22 protein-coding genes are annotated in these 19765 nt (G+C 67.2%); 12 read left to right on the top strand and 10 right to left on the bottom strand.

Features of this window, described 5'->3' with window-relative positions; all coding sequences use genetic code 11:
• Nucleotides 1-15: 15 nt before the first annotated feature.
• Nucleotides 16-1752, top strand: a complete 1737-nt coding sequence (gene ggt / locus ASE83_RS11710; protein ID WP_055789948.1) for a gamma-glutamyltransferase — start codon at nt 16-18, stop codon at nt 1750-1752.
• 177 nt (nt 1753-1929) lie between these two features.
• Here ggt and ASE83_RS11705 read toward each other — a convergent pair whose 3' ends face one another.
• Nucleotides 1930-2607: an HPP family protein gene (locus ASE83_RS11705; RefSeq protein WP_055790270.1), complete on the bottom strand. Its 678-nt coding sequence runs from the start codon at nt 2605-2607 to the stop codon at nt 1930-1932.
• Nucleotides 2607-3593, bottom strand: a complete 987-nt coding sequence (locus ASE83_RS11700; RefSeq protein WP_055789945.1) for a quinone-dependent dihydroorotate dehydrogenase — start codon at nt 3591-3593, stop codon at nt 2607-2609. Before ASE83_RS11700 ends, ASE83_RS11705 begins: the two co-directional genes overlap by 1 nt.
• Before the next feature lie 414 nt (nt 3594-4007).
• Here ASE83_RS11700 and ASE83_RS11695 point away from each other — a divergent pair, with 414 nt between their 5' ends.
• From ASE83_RS11695 to ASE83_RS11650, 10 genes are read left to right on the top strand one after another with little or no spacing between them, the layout of a single operon-like run.
• Complete coding sequence (locus ASE83_RS11695; protein WP_055789942.1) at nt 4008-4436, top strand: RrF2 family transcriptional regulator; 429 nt, start codon at nt 4008-4010, stop codon at nt 4434-4436.
• Entirely contained in the window at nt 4436-5899 is a 1464-nt protein-coding gene (sufB, locus tag ASE83_RS11690) for a Fe-S cluster assembly protein SufB (RefSeq protein WP_055789940.1), read from the top strand. Before ASE83_RS11695 ends, sufB begins: the two co-directional genes overlap by 1 nt.
• Nucleotides 5896-6213, top strand: coding sequence for a hypothetical protein (locus tag ASE83_RS11685; protein WP_055789937.1), 318 nt, complete (start codon nt 5896-5898; stop codon nt 6211-6213). Before sufB ends, ASE83_RS11685 begins: the two co-directional genes overlap by 4 nt.
• Nucleotides 6210-6506, top strand: a complete 297-nt coding sequence (locus ASE83_RS11680) for a hypothetical protein (RefSeq protein WP_055789934.1) — start codon at nt 6210-6212, stop codon at nt 6504-6506. Before ASE83_RS11685 ends, ASE83_RS11680 begins: the two co-directional genes overlap by 4 nt.
• A gap of 40 nt (nt 6507-6546) precedes the next feature.
• Complete coding sequence (gene sufC / locus ASE83_RS11675; RefSeq protein WP_055789931.1) at nt 6547-7290, top strand: Fe-S cluster assembly ATPase SufC; 744 nt, start codon at nt 6547-6549, stop codon at nt 7288-7290.
• Nucleotides 7290-8366, top strand: coding sequence for a SufB/SufD family protein (locus ASE83_RS11670; RefSeq protein ID WP_055789928.1), 1077 nt, complete (start codon nt 7290-7292; stop codon nt 8364-8366). The genes sufC and ASE83_RS11670 overlap by 1 nt, the downstream gene beginning before the upstream one ends.
• Entirely contained in the window at nt 8363-9568 is a 1206-nt protein-coding gene (locus ASE83_RS11665; protein WP_055789925.1) for a cysteine desulfurase, read from the top strand. Before ASE83_RS11670 ends, ASE83_RS11665 begins: the two co-directional genes overlap by 4 nt.
• A complete protein-coding gene (locus ASE83_RS11660) occupies nt 9565-10023 on the top strand; it encodes an SUF system Fe-S cluster assembly protein (RefSeq protein WP_055789922.1) in 459 nt (152 codons plus the stop codon). Before ASE83_RS11665 ends, ASE83_RS11660 begins: the two co-directional genes overlap by 4 nt.
• Nucleotides 10023-10370 (top strand): HesB/IscA family protein, encoded by a 348-nt coding sequence (locus ASE83_RS11655; protein WP_055789919.1) that lies wholly within the window; start codon nt 10023-10025, stop codon nt 10368-10370. Before ASE83_RS11660 ends, ASE83_RS11655 begins: the two co-directional genes overlap by 1 nt.
• Before the next feature lie 5 nt (nt 10371-10375).
• Nucleotides 10376-12403, top strand: a complete 2028-nt coding sequence (locus ASE83_RS11650) for a TonB-dependent receptor (RefSeq protein ID WP_200921887.1) — start codon at nt 10376-10378, stop codon at nt 12401-12403.
• Between the two features lie 28 nt (nt 12404-12431).
• Here the strand turns inward: ASE83_RS11650 and ASE83_RS11645 are convergent, their stop codons facing one another.
• The 8 genes from ASE83_RS11645 to ASE83_RS11610 all read right to left on the bottom strand — a co-directional run bounded on the left by ASE83_RS11645 (nt 12432) and on the right by ASE83_RS11610 (nt 18820).
• Nucleotides 12432-12758: a hypothetical protein gene (locus ASE83_RS11645; RefSeq protein ID WP_055789917.1), complete on the bottom strand. Its 327-nt coding sequence runs from the start codon at nt 12756-12758 to the stop codon at nt 12432-12434.
• Between the two features lie 49 nt (nt 12759-12807).
• The gene (locus ASE83_RS11640; protein WP_055789913.1) at nt 12808-13011 is read right to left on the bottom strand and encodes a hypothetical protein; all 204 of its coding nucleotides are present in this window, start codon (nt 13009-13011) and stop codon (nt 12808-12810) included.
• A 57-nt stretch (nt 13012-13068) separates the two neighbouring features.
• A complete protein-coding gene (locus tag ASE83_RS11635; RefSeq protein WP_055789910.1) occupies nt 13069-13281 on the bottom strand; it encodes a cold-shock protein in 213 nt (70 codons plus the stop codon).
• Nucleotides 13282-13472: 191 nt separating this feature from the next.
• A complete protein-coding gene (locus tag ASE83_RS11630; RefSeq protein ID WP_055789906.1) occupies nt 13473-13889 on the bottom strand; it encodes a hypothetical protein in 417 nt (138 codons plus the stop codon).
• A gap of 233 nt (nt 13890-14122) precedes the next feature.
• Complete coding sequence (locus ASE83_RS11625; protein ID WP_055789903.1) at nt 14123-14692, bottom strand: hypothetical protein; 570 nt, start codon at nt 14690-14692, stop codon at nt 14123-14125.
• Nucleotides 14689-17649: an excinuclease ABC subunit UvrA gene (uvrA, locus tag ASE83_RS11620; RefSeq protein ID WP_055789901.1), complete on the bottom strand. Its 2961-nt coding sequence runs from the start codon at nt 17647-17649 to the stop codon at nt 14689-14691. Before uvrA ends, ASE83_RS11625 begins: the two co-directional genes overlap by 4 nt.
• Nucleotides 17646-18017 carry a GCN5-related N-acetyltransferase gene (locus tag ASE83_RS11615; RefSeq protein WP_200921886.1) on the bottom strand — a complete coding sequence of 124 codons (372 nt, stop codon included), beginning with the start codon at nt 18015-18017 and terminating at the stop codon, nt 17646-17648. Before ASE83_RS11615 ends, uvrA begins: the two co-directional genes overlap by 4 nt.
• Nucleotides 18014-18820, bottom strand: coding sequence for a DUF1206 domain-containing protein (locus ASE83_RS11610; RefSeq protein ID WP_055789896.1), 807 nt, complete (start codon nt 18818-18820; stop codon nt 18014-18016). Before ASE83_RS11610 ends, ASE83_RS11615 begins: the two co-directional genes overlap by 4 nt.
• A 236-nt stretch (nt 18821-19056) precedes the next feature.
• Between ASE83_RS11610 and ASE83_RS11605 the strand changes: the two genes are divergently transcribed.
• Nucleotides 19057-19761, top strand: a complete 705-nt coding sequence (locus ASE83_RS11605) for an energy transducer TonB (protein ID WP_162236614.1) — start codon at nt 19057-19059, stop codon at nt 19759-19761.
• Nucleotides 19762-19765: the final 4 nt, after the last annotated feature.

Below are 19765 nucleotides of genomic sequence, written 5' to 3'. Positions count from 1 at the left end.
GATAGACAAGCGGCCATGAAGATGTTCGCCACCACCATCGCCGCGCTCGCCACCGTTACGCTGGGGGGCTGCAACGTCCTGTCGTTCGGCAAGAAGGAGGTCGCCAGCGCCGCGACGCAGCCGGTGACCGCCACGGCGGGGCAGGCGCAGAAATTCGTCATCACCGCCAACCCGATCGCCAGCGAGGCGGGGATGGCGGTGCTGCGCCGGGGCGGTAGCGCGATCGACGCGGCGATCGCGGTGCAGGCGATGCTGTCGCTGGTCGAACCGCAAAGCTCCGGCCTCGGCGGCGGCGCTTTCCTCACCTATTTCAACGCGAAGACCGGCAAAGTCGAAATCTATGACGGGCGCGAGGTCGCGCCGGCCGGTGCGACGCCGACCATGCTGCTCGGCACCGACGGCCAGCCGCTGCCGTTCGCGCAGGCGGTGATGAGCGGGCGGGCGACCGGCGTGCCGGGCGCGGTGCGGATGCTGGGACAGGCCCATGCCGACCACGGTACGCTTGCGTGGAAGGAGTTGTTCGACGATGCCGAACAGGTCGCGCGCAAGGGCTTCGTGATTTCAGCCCGTCTCGGCCGCTTCCTCGGCGGCCAGTCGCCGCAGCTACAGGCGGAGGATGTCCGCCGCTATTTCAAAGGCAAGGGCGGGGCGCTCGCCACCACCGGCGACCGGATCAGGAATGGCGACTATGCCGATTTCCTGCGGCGGCTGGCGAAGCAGGGACCGGACGCGCTCTATACCGGCAAGACCGCCGAGCGGATCGTCGCCCGGACGACCAGCGGCAGCCTGCCCGGCACGATGACGCTGGCCGACCTTGCCGCCTATCGCGCGGTGAAGCGCGATCCGCTGTGCGGCAACTGGCGCGCCTATATCGTCTGTACGCCGCCGCCACCGTCGAGCGGGGTGGGGCTGCTCGAACTGCTCGCGATCCTCGGGCGGACCGACATTGACAAGCGCGGGCCGAACGATCCGCAGAGCTGGTACCTCTTCGCCGAGGCCAGCCGGCTGATGTACGCCGATCGCGACCTGTATGTCGGCGACCCCAAGTTCGCGAACGTGCCGGTCGCCGGGCTGCTCGCACCGGCCTATATCGCCGAGCGGGCGAAGCTGATCGGCGCGACCGCGGGGCCGGCGCCGAGCGCCGGCGTGCCGGCGGGTGTGGTCACGGCGGCGGCCGATACGACCCGCGAACCGGCGGGTACGTCGCACTTCATCGTCGGCGATGCGCAGGGCAATGTCGTGTCGATGACGACGACCGTGGAGAGCTTCTTCGGCACCGGGCGGATGGTCGACGGCTTCTTCCTCAACAACCAGATGACCGATTTCGCCTTCGCGCCCCGCGATGCGCAGGGGCGGGCGGCGGCCAATGCGGTGGCACCGGGCAAGCGTCCGCGTTCGTCGATGACGCCGCTGGTGATGATCGACCGGCAGGGCAAGTTCGCCGGGGCGCTCGGCTCGGCCGGCGGCAACGCGATCCTCGCCTATGTCGGCAAGTCGCTGGTTGGCGCGGTGGAATGGAAGCTGTCGATGCAGCAGGCGCTGGCGCTCCCGAACCTCGTCGCGCGGGGCGACGGGTTTCAGGGGGAAGTGACGAAATTCTCGCCCGAGATTCTGAACGGACTGGCGCTGCGCGGTATCCGGCTACAGCCGGGGCAGGGCGAGGATTCCGGTCTCCACGGCGTCATCATCCGCGACGGCAAGGTCGATGGCGGCGTCGATCCCCGGCGCGAGGGCAAGGTGATCGTGGAGTAGGAGAAAGGTTGTTCACGCGAAGGCGCGGAGACGCGGAGCAGGTCGCGACCCAGGCAGCCAGCCGCTCGCGATCGGCAGACCTAACCCACATTGCCGAGAGTCAAAAGGCTGCTGACGCAGAAGAGGTGGCCTGTGACGCAACCTACTCCGCGTCTCCGCGCCTTCGCGTGAACCCTTCTATTTCTTTCGCCGCACCTTCGCGAAATGCTCGGCCCGTTCCAGCAGCAGCGTCAAATCCTCCGGCGCAATGTCATACGCATCCGGCGTCTCCGCCAGTGCCGCGTCGATGTCGGCGGGCAGGACGCCGCCCGGCTCCACCGCCGCCTTGATCGCCGCCGGCGTGGCAGGCTCATGCGGATAACTGAGCAAGGTCATCCGGTGATAGAAGATGCCGATCGACACCAGAGCGATCGAATTGATCCCGACCGGCGCGAACGCAAAGGCATAGCCCGCGTCATGAATCCCAGCGCTGCCGATCACCGCGGTCAGCGCCGCCGCGCCGCCGGGGGGATGGAGGCACCGGCACAGCGACATCATCAGAATGGCGATACCCACCGCTACCCCGGCGGCGAGGGTCAGGTTCGGGATCGCCTGAAACACCGCGACGCCGACCAGCGTCGACAGGATGTTGCCGCCGACGACCGGCCAGGGCTGGGCCAGCGGACTGGCCGGCACCGCGAACACCAGCACCGCCGATGCGCCCAGCGGCGCGACGATGATCGGCAGGTCGCTGCCCAGCCACGGAAACTGCGCGCAAACCGCCATGGTCAGGGCGATGCCGATCGCCGCCCCGATACAGGCAACCACCCGCCGCCCGAACCCGGCATTGGCGAGCAGCGGCCGGAACAGCCCGATCACAGCCCGGCGACGATCCGCCGCGCGAGGCCCGGTCCTTCATAGACCATCGCGCTGTAGAGCTGGACCAAACTGGCCCCGGCATCCAGCCGTCGCCGCGCTTCGTCCGCCGATCCGATGCCGCCCGCCGAGATCAGAGGGATCGCGCCATCCGCGATCTCTCGCGCCTCGATCAGCTTGGCGAGCGCCAGCGGGGCAAGCGGCGCGCCCGACAGACCGCCGGTTTCCCGTGCGTGGTGCGACCGCAGCGTGTCGGGCCGCGAGATGGTCGTGTTCGATACGATCAGCGCATCGACCCCGCCATCGACCGCCGCACGGACCGCGACCGCCATCCCCTCGCGCGACAGGTCGGGCGCGACCTTCAGGAACAGCGGCACGCGCTTGCCCGCGACATGGCGGGCGGCATCGCTGGCGGCGATCAGCTGGCCCAGCTCGGGCTGCGACTGCAGGTCGCGCAGGCCCGGCGTGTTGGGGCTGGAAATGTTGATCGTGACATAGTCGGCCAGCGGTGCGGCCTTCGCCACCGCCGTCCCGTAATCGGCGATGCGGTCGGTCGATTCCTTGTTCGCACCGACATTGATGCCGATGATGCCGGGGCGGGGGGCGAGCGCCGCGATCCGTTCGAGCGCCGCGTCGATCCCGCCATTGTTGAACCCCAGCCGGTTCACCACGCCCTTGTCCTCGGGCAGACGAAAGATACGCGGCTTGGGATTGCCCGGCTGGGGCCTGGGGGTCAGCGTACCCACCTCGACGAAGCCGAAGCCGAGGCCGAGAAACCCCGCAACCGCCCGCGCGTCCTTGTCGACCCCCGCCGCCAGCCCGACCGGGTTGGGAAAGCGGATGCCGGCGACCGTCACCGCATGGGCGTCGTCGGTTCTGGGTGCGAGCGGTGCGCCGGCCTTCCCCCATGCCTCCAGCATGGCGATCGTCAGCGAATGCGCGCGTTCGGCGTCGAGGGCGAAGAGGAGGGGGTGATACCAGGCCATGGGTGGCGCTGTATCCTTCGTCGGCGGCGGAAGGAAGATTCGGTTTCACGCGAAGGCGCGAAGACGCGAAGGCGTAAAGAAGAGAGTGGTTCGCGCAGAGACGCGGAGACGCGGAGACGCGGAGGAGTTGCGTTCGTCCTTCTGTCTCGCGCCAGCGAGACCTCGACTCCATGCGGCTGGCACGAGCATCAAAGCCGCTGACGCGGTAAGACGCTTCCGCCAGCGCAACCCCTCCGCGCCTCCGCGTCTCTGCGCGAACCAACTTCCTTCTCTTCGCGGCATCGCGCCTTCGCGTGAAACCGAATCCTTCCCAACCCTAACAATCGATCACATCAATCGAAACAAACCCGGTTGACCTTCCGCTCGCCCACGACCACATGCCAATCCGACCGGAATGATCCGATTAAGGAAATCATGCGCCTTTCCAGCCTTGCCGACTATGCCGTCGTCCTGCTTGCCGCTACCGCGCGGCGGGGCGGGGAGGCGCGCGTGACGGCGACCGTGCTGGCGGAGGAAACCGGATTGCCGCTGCCGACCGTGCAGAAGCTGGTCAGCCGCCTGTCCGCCGCCGCGCTGATCGAGACCGGACGGGGCAGCGGCGGCGGCTTTCGCCTCGCCCGCGCACCGCACGCGATCGACCTTGCGCAGATCATCGAGGCGATCGAGGGGCCGATCGCGCTCACCACCTGCGTCGATGCCGCGCGGCACGATTGCGCGGTGGAGACGAACTGCATGATCCGCCCCCACGCCGGCACGGTCAACGCCGTGGTCCGGGGCGCTCTGGCGGGCGTGACGCTCGCCCAACTCGCGAACACCGGGGCGATGCCCCAAGAGGTAGTGTGATGGCCACGAAGAATGCCGAGGCGCTCGCCGCCGCGAACAAGAAGTACGAGTGGGGGTTTTCCTCCGACATCGAACAGGACTTCGCACCCAAGGGTTTGAGCGAAGACACCGTCCGCTACATCAGCGCCAAGAAGAACGAGCCGGAATGGATGCTCGACTGGCGGCTGAAGGCGTTCCGCCTGTGGCTGACGATGGAGGCGCCCGACTGGGCCAAGCTGAACCTCGATCCGATCGACTATCAGGACGCCTATTATTACGCCGAGCCGAAGGCGAAGCCGAAGCTGGGTTCGCTGGACGAGGTCGATCCCGAGATTCTGCGCGTCTATGAAAAGCTCGGCATTCCGATCGAGGAGCAGAAGGTCCTCGCCGGGGTCGAAGGGTCGCGCAAGGTCGCGGTCGATGCGGTGTTCGACAGCGTGTCGGTCGCGACGACTTTCCGCAAGGAGCTGGAAGCCGCCGGCGTCATCTTCCGCTCGATCAGCGAAGCGATCCGCGAATATCCCGATCTGGTCCGCAAGTGGCTGGGCAAGGTCGTGCCGCAGCGTGACAATTTCTTCGCGACGCTGAACAGCGCGGTCTTTTCGGACGGGACCTTCGTCTACATTCCGGAGGGCGTGCACTGCCCGATGGAGCTGTCGACCTATTTCCGGATCAATGCCGAAAATACCGGCCAGTTCGAACGCACGCTGATCGTCGCCGACAAGGGCAGCTATGTCAGCTACCTAGAAGGCTGCACCGCGCCGATGCGCGACGAGAACCAGCTGCACGCTGCGGTGGTCGAACTGGTCGCGCTGGACGATGCCGAGATAAAGTACTCGACCGTCCAGAACTGGTATCCCGGCGACGAGAACGGCAAGGGCGGCATCTATAATTTCGTGACCAAGCGCGCGCTGTGTCAAGGCAAGAACAGCAAGGTATCGTGGACGCAGGTCGAGACCGGTAGCGCGATCACGTGGAAATACCCGTCCTGCGTGCTGGCCGGCGAGAACAGCGTCGGCGAATTCTATTCGGTCGCGGTCACCAACAACCGGCAGCAGGCCGATACCGGCACCAAGATGATCCATCTGGGCAAGGGGTCGCGCTCGACCATCGTGTCGAAGGGGATCAGCGCGGGCCGCAGCGACAATACCTATCGCGGGCTGGTGCGCGTCGCCCCCTCGGCGGAGGGCGTGCGCAACTTCACCCAGTGCGACAGCCTGTTGCTCGGCGACCAGTGCGGCGCGCACACCGTGCCCTATATCGAGGTCAAGAACCCCTCGGCGCAGATCGAGCATGAGGCGACGACCAGCAAGATTTCCGAGGACCAGATGTTCTACGCGCGGCAGCGCGGGCTGGATTCGGAGGCGGCGGTCGCGCTGATCGTCAACGGCTTCGCCCGCGAAGTGCTGCAACAGCTGCCGATGGAATTCGCGGTCGAGGCGCAGAAGCTGCTCGGCATCAGCCTCGAAGGGTCGGTGGGGTGATCGCGCTGGCTGCCGCCTTGATGATACAGACGCCAGCGCCCGTACCCCCCGTGGTCGCGGCCGAGGACGAGATCGTCGTCATCGGCCGCAAGATGCGGACGATGCGGTTCGAATATAAGACCCGGCACTGGCAGATGAAGCGGTGCCGCGTCACCAAAAGCAGCGGCGACCCGTTGCTGGATCAGGCAGTCTGCACGGTGATGGCGCAATGTGCCGCCGATCATCGCGCTGCGGCGAACGAGATGACCGCGTGTCTGGATGAACGTCGTCCCGAAATCCGTGCCCAACGCGACAAGCTTCGGGGAGCGTCATGATCGCGATGGTGCTGGCGATGCAGGCGGTCGCGCCGACCGCGCCCTATGCCGACTGTCTTTCGACGCGGATCAATGCGGATGCCCGCATGGAGAAGCCCCCCGCCGAAGCGGCGGCGCGGGTCGCGATCTTCGACGATGCGGCGACGGCGTGCGCGGCGGTGCGGGCAAAGGTACCGAAAGCCCATGCCGCGATGCTCGACAAGATCGACGCATCGATGAAGGCGGTGCTGGTCAATCCGGATGCAGCCGAGGCCGAGTTCGGCACCGAACCGGTCGCCGGCGAGACGCCGTAACAAGAGATTTGCGGCCGAGGTCGCACGAACAGGACGGAACATGCTGAACATCCAAAACCTTCACGCCGAAATCGACGGCAAGGAAATCCTCAAGGGCCTCTCGCTCAGCGTGAACGCGGGCGAAGTCCATGCGATCATGGGGCCGAATGGTGCCGGCAAGTCGACGCTTGGCTATGTGCTGGGCGGGCGGCCCGGCTATGAGGTGACGCAGGGCAGCGTGACCTTCGCCGGCGAGGACCTGCTGGAGATGGAGGCCGATGCCCGCGCCGCCGCCGGCCTGTTCCTCGGCTTCCAATATCCGGTCGAGATTCCCGGCTTGTCGAACGTCCAGTTCCTGCGCGAAAGCCTGAACAGCCAGCGCCGCGCCCGCGACGAAAAGCCGCTGTCGGGCGCCGAGTTCCTGAAGCTCGCCCGCGCGCAGGCCGATGGGCTGGGCATGGACATGGACATGATGAAGCGCCCGGTGAATGTCGGCTTTTCGGGCGGCGAGAAGAAGCGCAACGAAATGGTGCAGATGGGCATCCTCGATCCCAAGCTGGCGATCCTCGACGAAACCGACAGCGGCCTCGACATCGACGCGCTGCGCATCGTCGGCGACGGCATCAACCGCATCATGCGCCGCCCGGACAAGGGCGTGATCCTCATCACCCATTATCAGCGCCTGCTCGATTACGTGCAGCCCGATTTCGTCCACGTCCTCGCCGATGGCCGCATCGTGCGGTCGGGCGGCAAGGAACTGGCGCACGAGCTGGAACGCGAAGGCTATGGAGCGGTGGCGGCGTAATGGCGACCCTGCCCACCAACCGCGACGAAGCATGGCGCTGGACCGATCTTGCCGCGCTGAGCGCTGCTGCGGCCAGTGAATCGGCGGAAGCGCCGGGTGCCGACGGCTATTGGCTCGACCTGCCCGGCGCGCGGATCGTGTTCGTCGATGGCGCCTATGTCGACCACCTCAGCACGCCCGGTCACGTCGCGCTGTCGTCGCTGACGCTCGACACCGCGCATCCGCTGGGCGTGCAGGCGTCGGGCGCGGACGGCTGGTCGATCGACCTGTCGGCTGCCGAGGTCGCGGAGCCGGTGCAGATCGTCCACATCGCGACCGGTAGCGAGAACCATGTTCCCGCCCGCCTGACAATGGACGAGGATGCAGTCGCGTCGGTGGTCGAGACCTATGTCGGCAGCGGCTGGACCAATCGCCTGACGCAGATCGACCTCGAACGCGGCGCGCGGCTGATGCGCAGCGTCCGCCTGCTCCAGTCGGGCGGCTTCGTGTCGATCCGCGACGAAGCGGTGGTGGGGGAGGGAGCGAGCCTCGTGTCGCAGTTCCTCGGCGCCGGCGGTATGGGCAGCCGGATCGACGCGCAACTGACGCTCGATGGCGATAGCGCGTTCGTCGACTATGGCGGCGCACTGCTGACCCGCGAGGACCAGCGGCAGGAATGCGCCGTCGCGGTCCGCCATGCCGCGCTCAACGGGTCGAGCCGCCAGACGTGGCGCGCGGTCGCGGCCGATCGCAGCCAGGCGAGCCTCGCTGCCCGCGTCGAAGTGGCACGCGGCGCGCAGAAGACCGACGGCGAACAGTCGCTGCGCGGCCTGCTGCTGCAACGCACCGCCACCGTAAACCTGAAGCCCGAACTCGAAATCTTTGCTGACGACGTGAAGTGCGCGCACGGCGCGACGGTGGGCGAACTCGATGCCAAGGCGCTGTTCTACCTGCGCAGCCGTGGGGTGAACGAAGCACGGGCCAAGGCGCTGCTGACCAAGGCATTCGTATCGGATTCGCTCGACCGGATCGACGACGAAACGGTTCGCGAGGCGTTCGCGGCTGACGCCGATGCCTGGCTGGAAGCAGCACTTTGACCGACACCACCCCCCTCGACCGCGTGAGCGACTTCCCCGCCATCCCCGATGGCTGGGCGTATCTCGACACTGCCGCGACCGCGCAGAAGCCGCAGGCGGTGATCGACGCGATCACCCGCGCGTACGACACGACCTATGCCACGGTGCATCGCGGCGTGTACCAGCGCTCGGCCGACATGACGCTCGCCTATGAAGCAGCCCGCCGCCGGGTCGCATCGTTCATCGGTGCCGGTGCGCCGGAGGAATGCGTGTTCGTGCGCGGCGCGACCGAGGGGATCAATCTGGTCGCGCAAGGGTGGGCCGAACGCCACCTGAAGGCCGGCGACCGCATCCTGCTGTCGATGTTGGAGCATCATTCGAACATCGTGCCGTGGCAACTCGTCGCCGAGCGGATCGGAGCGGCGATCGATGTCGTGCCGCTGACCACTGATGGCCGGATCGATCTCGACGCGATGGCGGCGATGATCCGTCCCGAGCACAAGCTGGTCGCGCTGGCCCATGTGTCGAACGTGCTGGGATCGGTGCTCGACGGCCGCCGCGCCGCTGACATCGCCCATTCGGTCGGCGCGAAGCTGCTGCTCGACGGGTGTCAGGCGGTGTCGCGCATCGCCGTCGACGTGGCGGCACTCGACTGCGATTTCTACGTGTTCTCCGGGCACAAGCTGTACGGCCCGACCGGGATCGGCGTGCTGTGGGGCCGCCCCGACCTGTTGGAAGCGATGCACCCGGTACAGGGCGGCGGGGCGATGATCGACCGGGTGACGTTCGAACGCACCACCTATGCCCCGCCGCCCGCCCGGTTCGAGGCGGGGACGCCGCATATCGTCGGTGCGCTCGGCCTCCATGCCGCGATCGATTACGTCGATAGTATCGGGCTGGACGCGATCCACGCGCATGAAACCGCGTTGGTGCGCGCGACGCGCGACGCGCTGGGCCGGATCAACTCGGTTCGCCTGCTGGGGCCGGACGATTCCGCCGGAATCGTCAGTTTCGTGGTGGAGGGGGTGCATCCGCACGATGTCGGCACCATCTTGGACGAGGAACGCGTCGCCATCCGCGCCGGCCATCATTGCGCGCAGCCGTTGATGGACGTGCTGGGCGTCCCCGCCACCGCGCGGGCGAGCTTCGGCGTGTATAACGGACGGGCCGATGTCGATGCGCTGGTGCGCGGACTGGAACGGGTGAGCAGGATTTTCGGATGAACGACGAACATCACATCGAGGTCGAGGAAGTGGCGGCGGTCCCGTCGCCGCCGCGCGCCCGCGTGACCGATGCAGAGGAGCCGCGCCAGCGCGACTATCTGGGCGATTTCCTCGCGAAGAAGCCGGTGCCGGTCGCTGACGGCGAACCGGGCGGCGACATTTACGAGGCCGTCATCGTCGCGCTGAAGGAAATCTTCGATCCCGAAATCCCGGTCAATATCTATGATCTGGGCCTGATCTACGGCGTCGACGTGGCGGACAACGGCCATGTCGCGGTGACGATGACGCTCACCACGCCGCATTGCCCGGTCGCGGAATCGATGCCGGCCGAGGTCGAACTGCGCGTATCGGCGGTGCCCGGCGTCGCGACCGCGGACGTCAACCTCGTCTGGGACCCGCCATGGGACCCGCAGAAGATGTCGGACGACGCCAAGCTCGAACTGGGAATGCTGTGATGGCCACGCGCGTCCGCCCCGCCGCGATCAACCTGACCGCCAACGCCGAACGTCGCGTCGCCGACCTGATGGCGAAGGCCCCTCCGCAAGCGATCGGCGTGAAGCTGTCGACCCCGCGTCGCGGCTGTTCCGGCCTTGCCTATTCGGTCGATTACGTCACCGCCGCCAATGCGATGGACGAACGGATCGAGACGCCGGGCGGCACCTTCTTCGTCGATGGCGGATCGATACTCTACCTGATCGGTTCGACGATGGACTGGGTCGAGGACGATTTCACCGCAGGCTTCGTCTTCGCCAATCCGAATGCGAAGGGCGCGTGCGGGTGCGGGGAGAGCTTCACGGTCTGAAGAGCGTGAAGCGTTTCCTGTGGCTGGCGCTGTGGCCGGGCGTGGCGGCGGCGCAGGACGCGCCCGAGATCGTCATCACCGGACGCGGGCTGGCCGATGCGCCGGGCGACCGCGTCTATGACATCGTCACGCTGGAGCGCGACCGCATCCTTGCTTCCGCCAGCGGCCGGGTTGAGGATGTCCTGCGCGACGTGGCTGGCCTCCAGCAGTTTCGCCGCTCCGACTCCCGCAGCGCCAATCCGACGTCGCAGGGGATCACCCTGCGCGGACTGGGCGGGAACGCGTCGAGCCGTGTGTTGCTGTTGCTTGATGGCGTGCCGCAGGCCGATCCGTTCGGCGGCTGGGTCGCCTTTCCCGCCTATACCACCGACCGGCTGGGCCGCATCCGGGCGACGCGCGGCGGGGGGAGCGGGGTCGGCGGGCCGGGCGCGCTGGCCGGCACGATCGAACTCGACAGCGCCGTGCCGGGCGACCTCGCACCCTTCGCGGCATCGATCGCTGGCGGCAGCCGGGCCGCGCTCGACGCGCGAGGATCGGCCGCCTTGGTGCGCAGCGGCGGGTTCGCCACCCTGTCCGGCGCCTATGCCCGTGGCGACGGCTTCGTGCCCATCGTGCGCGAGGATCGCGGCCCGGCCGACCGCGCCGCCCCGTTCGAACAGGCAAGCGCCGCCGCCCGTGCCGTCGTGCAGGTCGCGCCCGCCACCGAATTGCAGGCCAATGTTTCCGCCTTCACCGACCGGCGCGATCGTGGTCTCGACTTCACCGACAATCGCAGCGAGGGGGCGGATGCCAGCCTCCGCCTGGTCGGACGCGGATCGTTCGGCTGGTCGCTGCTCGGCTATCTCCAGACCCGCGCCTTCGCCAGCCGTTTCGCCAGTGTCGGGGCGGGGCGGGCGTCGACCGCGCTGACGCTCGACCAGTATAATGTCCCCGCGACCGGCGTCGGCGGCCGGGCGGAGATCGCGCCGGTGATCGGTGCGCTGACGCTGCGGCTGGGCACGGATATTCGCGTCGTGATCGGTGAGACGCAGGAACTGTACACCTATGTCGCGGGCCGTCCCACGCGGCGGCGGGTCGCGGGCGGGCGCAACGGCACCGCCGGCCTGTTCGCCGATGCCAGCGTCGTGACCGGCGATGTCGTCTGGAGTGCGGGCGGCAGGATTGATCGCTGGACCATCGCCGATGGCAGGTTGCTGGAAACCGCGCTGACCGGTGCGACGCTTACCGACCAGCGCTTCGTGGATCGACAGGGATGGGAGCCGACCGGTCGGGCCGGGGTCGCCTGGACCCCGGCCGACGCGATGACGCTCCGGTTGGCGGGATATCGCGGCTGGCGCTTGCCGACGCTCAACGAACTCTATCGTCCGTTCCGGGTCGGTGTCGACGCCACCGCCGCCAATGCGACGCTTGCCCCCGAAACCCTGTGGGGCGGGGAGGCGGGGCTGGAACTGCGGCCGGCAGCCGGGGTGCGCCTTGCCGCCACCGCCTTTGCTAACGACCTGCGCGATGCCATCGCCAATGTGACCGTCGCCAACGGACCGGGTACGTATCCGGGCGTCGGCTTCGTGTCGGCCGCCGGCGTGTTCCGCCGTCGCGCTAACCTCGACCATGTTCGGGTGCGGGGATTGGAACTGGATGCGTCGGGGCGGATCGGTTCGCTCGAAGGGCGGCTGTCCTACGCCTATACCGATGCGCGGGTCCGCGATGGCGGGGCGCTGGACGGCCTGCGCCCGGCACAGACGCCGACGCATGGCGCGTCCGCGACACTCGGCTGGCGACGCGATCGGTGGCAGACGTCGGCGACGCTGCGCCATGTCGCGGGGCAGTTCGAGGATGACGCCAATCAGCGCCGGTTGTCCGCCGCGACCACGCTCGATCTGATTGGCAGTGTGCCGGCAACGCGCTGGCTTTCGTTCGAGGCGCGTGCGGAGAATGTTACCGACGCGCAAGTCGAAACCGCGATCGGCGGCGATGGCGTGGTCGAGCGCGCAAACCCCCGTACCTTGTGGCTGGGGGTCCGGCTGGGCGGCTGACCGACTTGGCGGTCAGCCGTGCCGCCGTTCAGGCGCCGGTCTGCGACGCCATGCTGCCGCGTGGCTCGACAATCGACGGCAGCGGCCCCGTCGCGGGACGAAGCGATTCGCGATCGGCGGCGGATACCGCGGCGGTGGGATCGGGACGAAAGGCTTCGGGCGCGCGATCGGTCGGACCCGGACGTTCCTTATCCAGCGCCAGATCAGGCGCGGCATGGCCCTCGGCGGGCTTGCGTCGCGCCAGCAGCACGCCGAACAGTCCGACCGCTATGCCCGTGGCGGCAAGGGCGACGGTACGCAGGGTCGATACCCCGGCGGTGCGCAATTTTGGCTTGTGTTTCTTATGCTTGGCCATGGTCGATCCTTTTGCTGTCGCCGGTTCAACGACCGGCGCGCAGACAGGTTCAACCGACGGCTTCGCTCCGCCGGATCGTGGCGGCTTCGCGGATCAGGCGCTGCTCGGTCGTGCGCTCGGCCCGGTCGGCCATTTCGGTCCACGCCTGTTCGGCGCGGCGGCAGCGGTCGCGGACATTGTCCAGCGTCGCGGCTTCGGCATTGGCGCGCTCCACGGCGGCGCGGGCGCGATAGGCTTCGGCGGTGTCGGCCAAGAAAACCCTCCTGCAAGCAAAAGGGCGGGTGGAAATCGCTCCACCCGCCCCGAAAAATCAGTCTGCGGCGGTCAGGTTGACCGCGCTGACCCGGCCGCGCCGGTCTTCTTCCAGCTCGAAGCCGACGCGCTGGTTCTGGTTCAGCGTGACCATGCCCGCGCGTTCGACGGCCGAGATGTGGACGAAGGCGTCGGTGCCGCCGTTATCGGGGGCGATGAAGCCATAGCCCTTGTCAATGTTGAAGAATTTTACGGTGCCGAGTGTGGCCATGATCGTTCCTTCCGGATGTTGCGGGCGCCGGAAACGCCCGTCACCCGTGCCTTAGGCAGCAGGGAAAGAAGGAACTTGCCGCAAAGCAGGACACCATCGATTTGCGACTGTAGCTAACCGGATATGGGTATCGGCCCGCCCCCGTACAAGGGGCAGGCCGACCGCTTCCGTGATCGGGTCGCGCTGCTGGCTCAGCGGCAGCGCACGTTGTTGTTGCTGCGATCGATCGCCTGGCCACCGGCCGCACCGGCCGCACCGCCGAGGATCGCGCCCAGCAGCCCCGAGCCGCCCGGACGCAGCGCCGTGCCGAGCACGCCGCCGGCGATCCCGCCGACGATCAGGCCGGTGGTGCCGTCGTTGCGGCGGCAATAATAACGGCCGTCCTGCCCGACATAGACACGATCGTTCTGTGACAGGCGACGTTCGCGATAGCGGCGGTCGTCGCGGTAATAGCGGGCGGCGTCATAGCCGTTATAGGCGGGATCGGGCCGGTCATAGTCGTAGCGGCTGTAGCCGGCATCGGCATAGCGCGGACCGCCCATGCCATAATCGGTGCATCCGGAAACCAGGGTAGCGGCGGCGACGAGGCCGAGGGTGAGCGCGCGCATGTCGACAGGTCCTTCGCTTGAGTTCGATCAAGCTCGAATGCCGGGACGCTGCGGATGTTCCGAGATTATACGGGAAACGCCGGTTTCGCGGACGGACTTACCAGCGCCCGCCCGCTGCCTCGATCGCCGCAAGCAAGGCCCGCTTGCTCTCGGTCCGGTTGGCACCGGCGTTGCGCGGCAGTTCGGGATTGCCGAGCGCGGCGCGGCGACGCGTCAAATCACGCCCGAAAGCTTCAAGCGACATGACCTGCGGGGCCGGAGCGGAGGGTTGCGATGCCATGTTCGTTCGATGTTTCTTCGCGTATCCGTCTTTCCAGATAATCCATATCCAGGTCGGAGGAAAGATCGAACAGGGTTCGGGCCTGTCCCAACATTTCCTGCGCGGTACCGGACGCATATTGGCCCATCCGGTCCGCGATCAAGTCTTCTACCGAAATGATTTCAAAAGCGTCATCGTCCGATACGGAAAACATCCGCACGCGATTTCTGTCGGCAGCGCCGTCGAGCAGGACCTTGGCGACAATTTCGAAACCCAGGCCCAAGTCGCGGTAGACCCAGCCTCTCGTCGCCACGCCGGCACCATGAGGACGCTCAAAGCCCGCTTCGATGAATACCTGTTCCAGTACATCGTCCCGAGCAACGACGATGTCAAAATCCCCGGTGGCGACGATACCGCCGGAGTAAATTTCCACCGCGGCGCCCCCCACAAGTACCGGCCGGCTGTATCCGCGACGCACCATCTCGGAACTTACCTTTGCCAGCAGGTCCAGTCCGGCAACGAACTCGGGCCGCCAGACGCTCACTCCGCCGCCTGCGCCCTCGGGGTCAGCAGCGGCTTAAGATACCGCCCGGTAAAGCTGCCCTCGACCGCCGCGACCTTTTCCGGCGTGCCCTCGGCAACCACGCGGCCGCCCTTCACGCCGCCTTCCGGTCCCATGTCCAAAATCCAGTCGGCGGTCTTGATGACGTCGAGATTGTGCTCGATCACCACCACCGTATTGCCCTGTTCGACCAGCTGGTGGAGCACCTCCAGCAGCTTGCGCACGTCCTCGAAATGCAGGCCCGTGGTCGGTTCGTCGAGGATGTAGAGCGTGTTGCCGGTCGCCCGCCGCGCCAGTTCCTTGGCCAGCTTCACCCGCTGCGCCTCGCCGCCCGACAGCGTCGTCGCCTGCTGCCCGACCTTGACATAGCCGAGGCCCACTTCGGCCAGCATCGCCATCTTGTCGCGGATCGGCGGCACCGCCTTGAAGAACTCGACCGCGTCCTCGACCGTCATGTCGAGCACGTCGGCGATGCTCATCCCCTTGAACTTCACCTCCAGCGTCTCGCGATTGTAGCGCGCGCCGTGGCATACGTCGCACTCGACATAGACGTCGGGCAGGAAGTGCATCTCGATCTTGAGCACGCCGTCGCCTTGGCACGCCTCGCACCGGCCGCCCTTGACGTTGAAGCTGAACCGGCCGGGCTTGTAGCCGCGCGCCTGCGCTTCGGGCAGGCCGGCGAACCAGTCGCGGATCTGGGTGAAGGCGCCGGTATAGGTCGCCGGGTTCGACCGCGGAGTGCGGCCGATCGGCGACTGGTCGATGTCGATGACCTTGTCGAGATGTTGCAGGCCGGTGATCTTGTCATGCTTGCCCTGCACGATCCGCGCGCCGTTCAGCGTGCGGGCGGCGGCGGCATAGAGCGTGTCGATGGTGAAGCTCGACTTGCCCGATCCCGACACGCCGGTGATGCAGGTGAAGGTGCCGAGCGGCAGCGACGCGGTGACGCCGGTCAGGTTGTTGGCGGTGGCGTTATGCACCGTCAGCTTCTTGCCATTGCCCTTGCGGCGCTTGTCGGGCAGCGGCACCGACCGCGTGCCGTTCAGGTAATCGGCGGTGACCGACCCCTTGGCCTTCAATATCTGCTTCAGCGTCCCCTTCGCGACCACCTCGCCGCCATGGACGCCCGCGCCCGGCCCCATGTCGATGACGTAATCGGCGGTGCGGATCGCATCCTCGTCATGTTCGACCACCAGCACGGTATTGCCGAGGTCGCGCAGGCGGCGCAGCGTCGCCAGCAGCATGTCGTTGTCGCGCTGGTGCAGCCCGATCGATGGTTCGTCGAGGACGTACAGCACGCCCGACAACCCGCTGCCGATCTGCGAGGCAAGGCGGATACGCTGCGATTCCCCGCCCGACAGCGTGCCGCTGGTCCGGTCGAGGTTCAGGTAATCCAGCCCGACATTGTTGAGGAAGCCCAGCCGCTCGACGATTTCCTTCAGGATCGACTGGGCGATCGCCTTTTGCTGGTCGTTGAAATGATCGGGCAGCGATTCGAAAAAGCGCAGCGCATCGACCACCGACAGATGCGTGGCATAGGCGATGTCCTGCATCGCCACCTTCACCGCCAGCGCCTCGGGCTTCAGCCGCGCGCCGTGACAGGTCTCGCACGGCTGCGACGCCTGGTACTTCGCCAGTTCTTCGCGCATCCACGCGCTTTCGGTCGACAGCATCCGCCGGTTGAGATTGCCCAGTACGCCTTCGAACGGCTTCTTGACGTCATACGCCTTCTTGCCGTCGATGAAGGTCAGCGTCACCGGCTTGCCGGCGGTGCCGTGCAGGATTACCCGCTGCGCTTCCTCGGACAGGTCCTTCCAAGCGGTGTCGAGCGAGAAGTCGTACGCCTTCGAAAGCGACCCTAGCACCTGCATATAATAAGGGGAGGGCGGGTTGGACTTCGCCCACGGCACCACCGCGCCCTTCTTGATCGACAGTTCGTGATTGGGGACGATCAAATCCTCGTCGAACTCAAGGCGTTCGCCCAGGCCGTCGCACGCCGGACACGCCCCTTGCGGCGCGTTGAAGCTGAACAGGCGAGGCTCGATCTCACTGATCGTGAAGCCGCTGACCGGACAGGCGAACTTCTCCGAAAACACGATACGGTTGTCGGGAATGCCGGCGCCCTTCAGCTTGCCGGTCTGCGGCGCGGCCTCGGTTGCGCGGTCGCCCTGTTCGCTGGGGATCGGCGGGTTGGCCGACTGCGCCTCTGCAACCGTCGTCTCCAGCAGGTCGACATAGGCGAGGCCGTCGGCCAGCTTCAACGCGGTTTCGAAACTCTCCGCCAGCCGCGTCGCCGCTTCGGGGTTCACCACCAGCCGGTCGACCACGACCTCGATGTCGTGCTTGAACTTCTTGTCAAGCGCCGGCGCATCCTCGATCAGATGCACCTCGCCGTTCACCCGCACGCGCTGGAATCCGGCCTTCTGCCACTCGGCCAGTTCCTTGCGATACTCGCCCTTCCGCCCGCGCACGACGGGAGCCAGCAGCAGCAGCCGGGTCCCCTCGCGCAGCGCCAGCACGCGGTCGACCATCTGGCTGACCGTCTGCGCGCTGATCGGCAGGCCGGTGGCAGGTGAGAACGGCACGCCGACCCGCGCCCACAACAGCCGCATATAGTCGTAGATCTCGGTGACCGTCGCGACGGTCGAGCGCGGGTTGCGCGACGTCGTCTTTTGTTCGATCGAGATCGCCGGCGACAGCCCCTCGATATGCTCGACGTTCGGCTTCTGCATCAGTTCGAGGAACTGGCGCGCATAGGCCGACAGCGACTCGACATAGCGGCGCTGCCCCTCGGCATAGATGGTGTCGAAGGCGAGGGAGGACTTGCCCGAACCCGACAGGCCGGTGATGACCGTCAGCGTGTCGCGCGGGATGTCGATGTCGACACCCTTGAGGTTGTGTTCCCGCGCGCCGCGGACGGAGATATGGGTCAGGCTCATGCGGTCCGTTCTATCTTCGTTCTTTTGGATTGGCTAGGGCGAGAGATGGGGGCGCGTGGCCCCTGTTTCGAGGGGGTCTTGCCGCGCCATGCCAGCGACCGGCGATCGAGGTCGACCATGTCGGCCTCGCCCGCCAACGCCGCCTCGCCCAGCGCGACCGCCCGTTCCAGCGCCGCGACATCGGCATGGGCATAAGCCGGGCGTCCGGCGACATGGTCGTACCACACTCCGCCAAACGCATTGTCGAGCAGGATGCGCTGGAAACAATGATCGGCCACGACCGGCCAGTGTCGCTCCCGCGCCACGTCCGGCAGTTCGCGCCGCGTCAGGTCCAGCCACCGTGCCTCCAGCCCCTCGCGGTCGCTCATGCCGGCAACCGCACCTGCAACCGCCGCCAGCGCGCCTCGACGAAGCTGAATGCCCCGAACGCGACGAAGCCGATGCCGATCGCGGTCAGCAGCAACTGTCCGCCCGCCTGTCGCTGCAACAGGGCGAGGCCGCTCGCCATTCCGCCGGCTTCGTCGGCATCCGCTGCCCAGGCCGCACCGACGAACAGCATCGCGATCGCCGCGAACACGGCGGCACGCGCGCCATAGCCGATGCGGCCCATGGTACAGACATAGCCGGGCACCGGCGTGCCGCCCGACAGGGTGCGGGCGAACTCGCCGGTCCACGCCTTCTTCGCCTGTTGCGCCGCCGCCGCCAGCAGGCCGATCGCGACCAGTGCGACCAGCAACCGCCCGCCCGGCTGGTCCAGCATCCACGCGGTCCAGTCATGCGCGCTGTCTTCGCCACCGACCCGGCCGCCCGCCCGTGCGCTGTGCAGCGCAAGGCGCGCGGCGGTCCATGCCAGTACGACATGGGCGATGCCGCTGATCGCGTGTCCGGCGCGGCGGAATGCGCCCTTGGCGTCGTTCGCCTGCGCTTCGGGATCGAACAGCGCCTCGGTCAGCCGCCACAGCGCATAGCCGGCCAGCCCCGCCGCCATCGCCGCCAGCAGCCATTCGCCGAACGGTTCGTCGGCCAGACTGGCGATCGCGCCCTGATTGTCGCCCGCCCGCCCGCCGCGCAGCGCCGCGTCGATCGCGAACCAGCCGACGATGCAATAGACGATGCCGCGGGCGGCAAACCCAAGACGGGCGAGCAGGGTAGCACCGGTGCGCGTCGACATGGGGAGGGTTGGCCTTTGAAATCGTTGCGCCATGCCAACATCCTGCATCGGCCAGGGTTCCGGCGATTGCGACACGACCGTCGCGGTGGCATCGTCTGCTTGAGGGGCAATGCGGGGGCGACAGGATGCGGACGATCATGCTGGCGGCGGTGCTGGCCGGGCAGGCGGGCGGGGTGGACGCGCCGCCGCTCAAGCCCGTCCGGTCATGGAACATCGAATATGCCGACAGCATGTGCGTGGCCGCCCGTGCCTATGGCGACCCCGCCGCCCCGATCGTGATCGCGTTCAAGCCGACGCCGTTCGGCGATATGTTGCAGGGGGTCGTGCTCGGTACCAAAAAGCAACTGGGACGGCAGGCGCGCGTGCAGATCGAACTGGCGGTTTCCGGGCGCCAACTGGGCGAAAAGCAGGACGGAACACGGGTTCATTTCCCGAACGAGGATCGGGCGGTCCTGACCTTCTATCTGGCACGCGATCAGCTCGAATCGCTGGTCGGTGCTTCGACATTCTCGATTCGGGCTTCGGGCAGCGCCCCGATCTCGGTTGCGTTGGCGATGGGCAAACCGGTTCTGGCCGCGCTGCGAACCTGCGAAAGCGATCTCCTTCAGCATTTCGGCTATGATCCCGCAAAGATCGCTGCGATTGCCGAAAAGGCGCAAGGGATCGACCCCGCGCAATGGCTCAGCAGCGATGATTATCCTATGTCAGCGCTGAACGCGGCCAAGCAGGGCGTCAGCTTCATCGGCTGGACCATCTCACCCAGCGGGCGGGTGTCAAATTGCCGAGTCCTGCAGTCGTCGGGGACCCCTGAACTGGACAAGGCCGCCTGCGATGCCATCCAACGGCGCGGGCGCTATCGCCCGGCGCTGGATGCAGCCGGCAAACCGGTCGAGTCCTATTCGACCCGAAACGTCCGCTGGTCGCTGCCCGGCTACGGTTGACGCC

The organism is Sphingomonas sp. Leaf32 (genome assembly GCF_001421765.1).
GTDB lineage: Bacteria > Pseudomonadota > Alphaproteobacteria > Sphingomonadales > Sphingomonadaceae > Sphingomonas.
This window is presented reverse-complemented; position numbering and strand designations above follow the sequence as displayed.

Bases quoted from the DNA above. Each gene is read 5' to 3' on its own strand.
- ggt (WP_055789948.1), top strand. From the start codon at position 16: ATGAAGATGTTCGCCACCACCATCGCCGCGCTCGCCACCGTTACGCTG.
- ASE83_RS11700 (WP_055789945.1), bottom strand. From the start codon at position 3,593: ATGGCCTGGTATCACCCCCTCCTCTTCGCCCTCGACGCCGAACGCGCG.
- ASE83_RS11695 (WP_055789942.1), top strand. From the start codon at position 4,008: ATGCGCCTTTCCAGCCTTGCCGACTATGCCGTCGTCCTGCTTGCCGCT.
- sufB (WP_055789940.1), top strand. From the start codon at position 4,436: ATGGCCACGAAGAATGCCGAGGCGCTCGCCGCCGCGAACAAGAAGTAC.
- ASE83_RS11680 (WP_055789934.1), top strand. From the start codon at position 6,210: ATGATCGCGATGGTGCTGGCGATGCAGGCGGTCGCGCCGACCGCGCCC.
- sufC (WP_055789931.1), top strand. From the start codon at position 6,547: ATGCTGAACATCCAAAACCTTCACGCCGAAATCGACGGCAAGGAAATC.
- ASE83_RS11670 (WP_055789928.1), top strand. From the start codon at position 7,290: ATGGCGACCCTGCCCACCAACCGCGACGAAGCATGGCGCTGGACCGAT.
- ASE83_RS11660 (WP_055789922.1), top strand. From the start codon at position 9,565: ATGAACGACGAACATCACATCGAGGTCGAGGAAGTGGCGGCGGTCCCG.
- ASE83_RS11655 (WP_055789919.1), top strand. From the start codon at position 10,023: ATGGCCACGCGCGTCCGCCCCGCCGCGATCAACCTGACCGCCAACGCC.
- ASE83_RS11645 (WP_055789917.1), bottom strand. From the start codon at position 12,758: ATGGCCAAGCATAAGAAACACAAGCCAAAATTGCGCACCGCCGGGGTA.
- ASE83_RS11635 (WP_055789910.1), bottom strand. From the start codon at position 13,281: ATGGCCACACTCGGCACCGTAAAATTCTTCAACATTGACAAGGGCTAT.
- ASE83_RS11630 (WP_055789906.1), bottom strand. From the start codon at position 13,889: ATGCGCGCGCTCACCCTCGGCCTCGTCGCCGCCGCTACCCTGGTTTCC.
- uvrA (WP_055789901.1), bottom strand. From the start codon at position 17,649: ATGAGCCTGACCCATATCTCCGTCCGCGGCGCGCGGGAACACAACCTC.
- ASE83_RS11615 (WP_200921886.1), bottom strand. From the start codon at position 18,017: ATGAGCGACCGCGAGGGGCTGGAGGCACGGTGGCTGGACCTGACGCGG.
- ASE83_RS11610 (WP_055789896.1), bottom strand. From the start codon at position 18,820: ATGTCGACGCGCACCGGTGCTACCCTGCTCGCCCGTCTTGGGTTTGCC.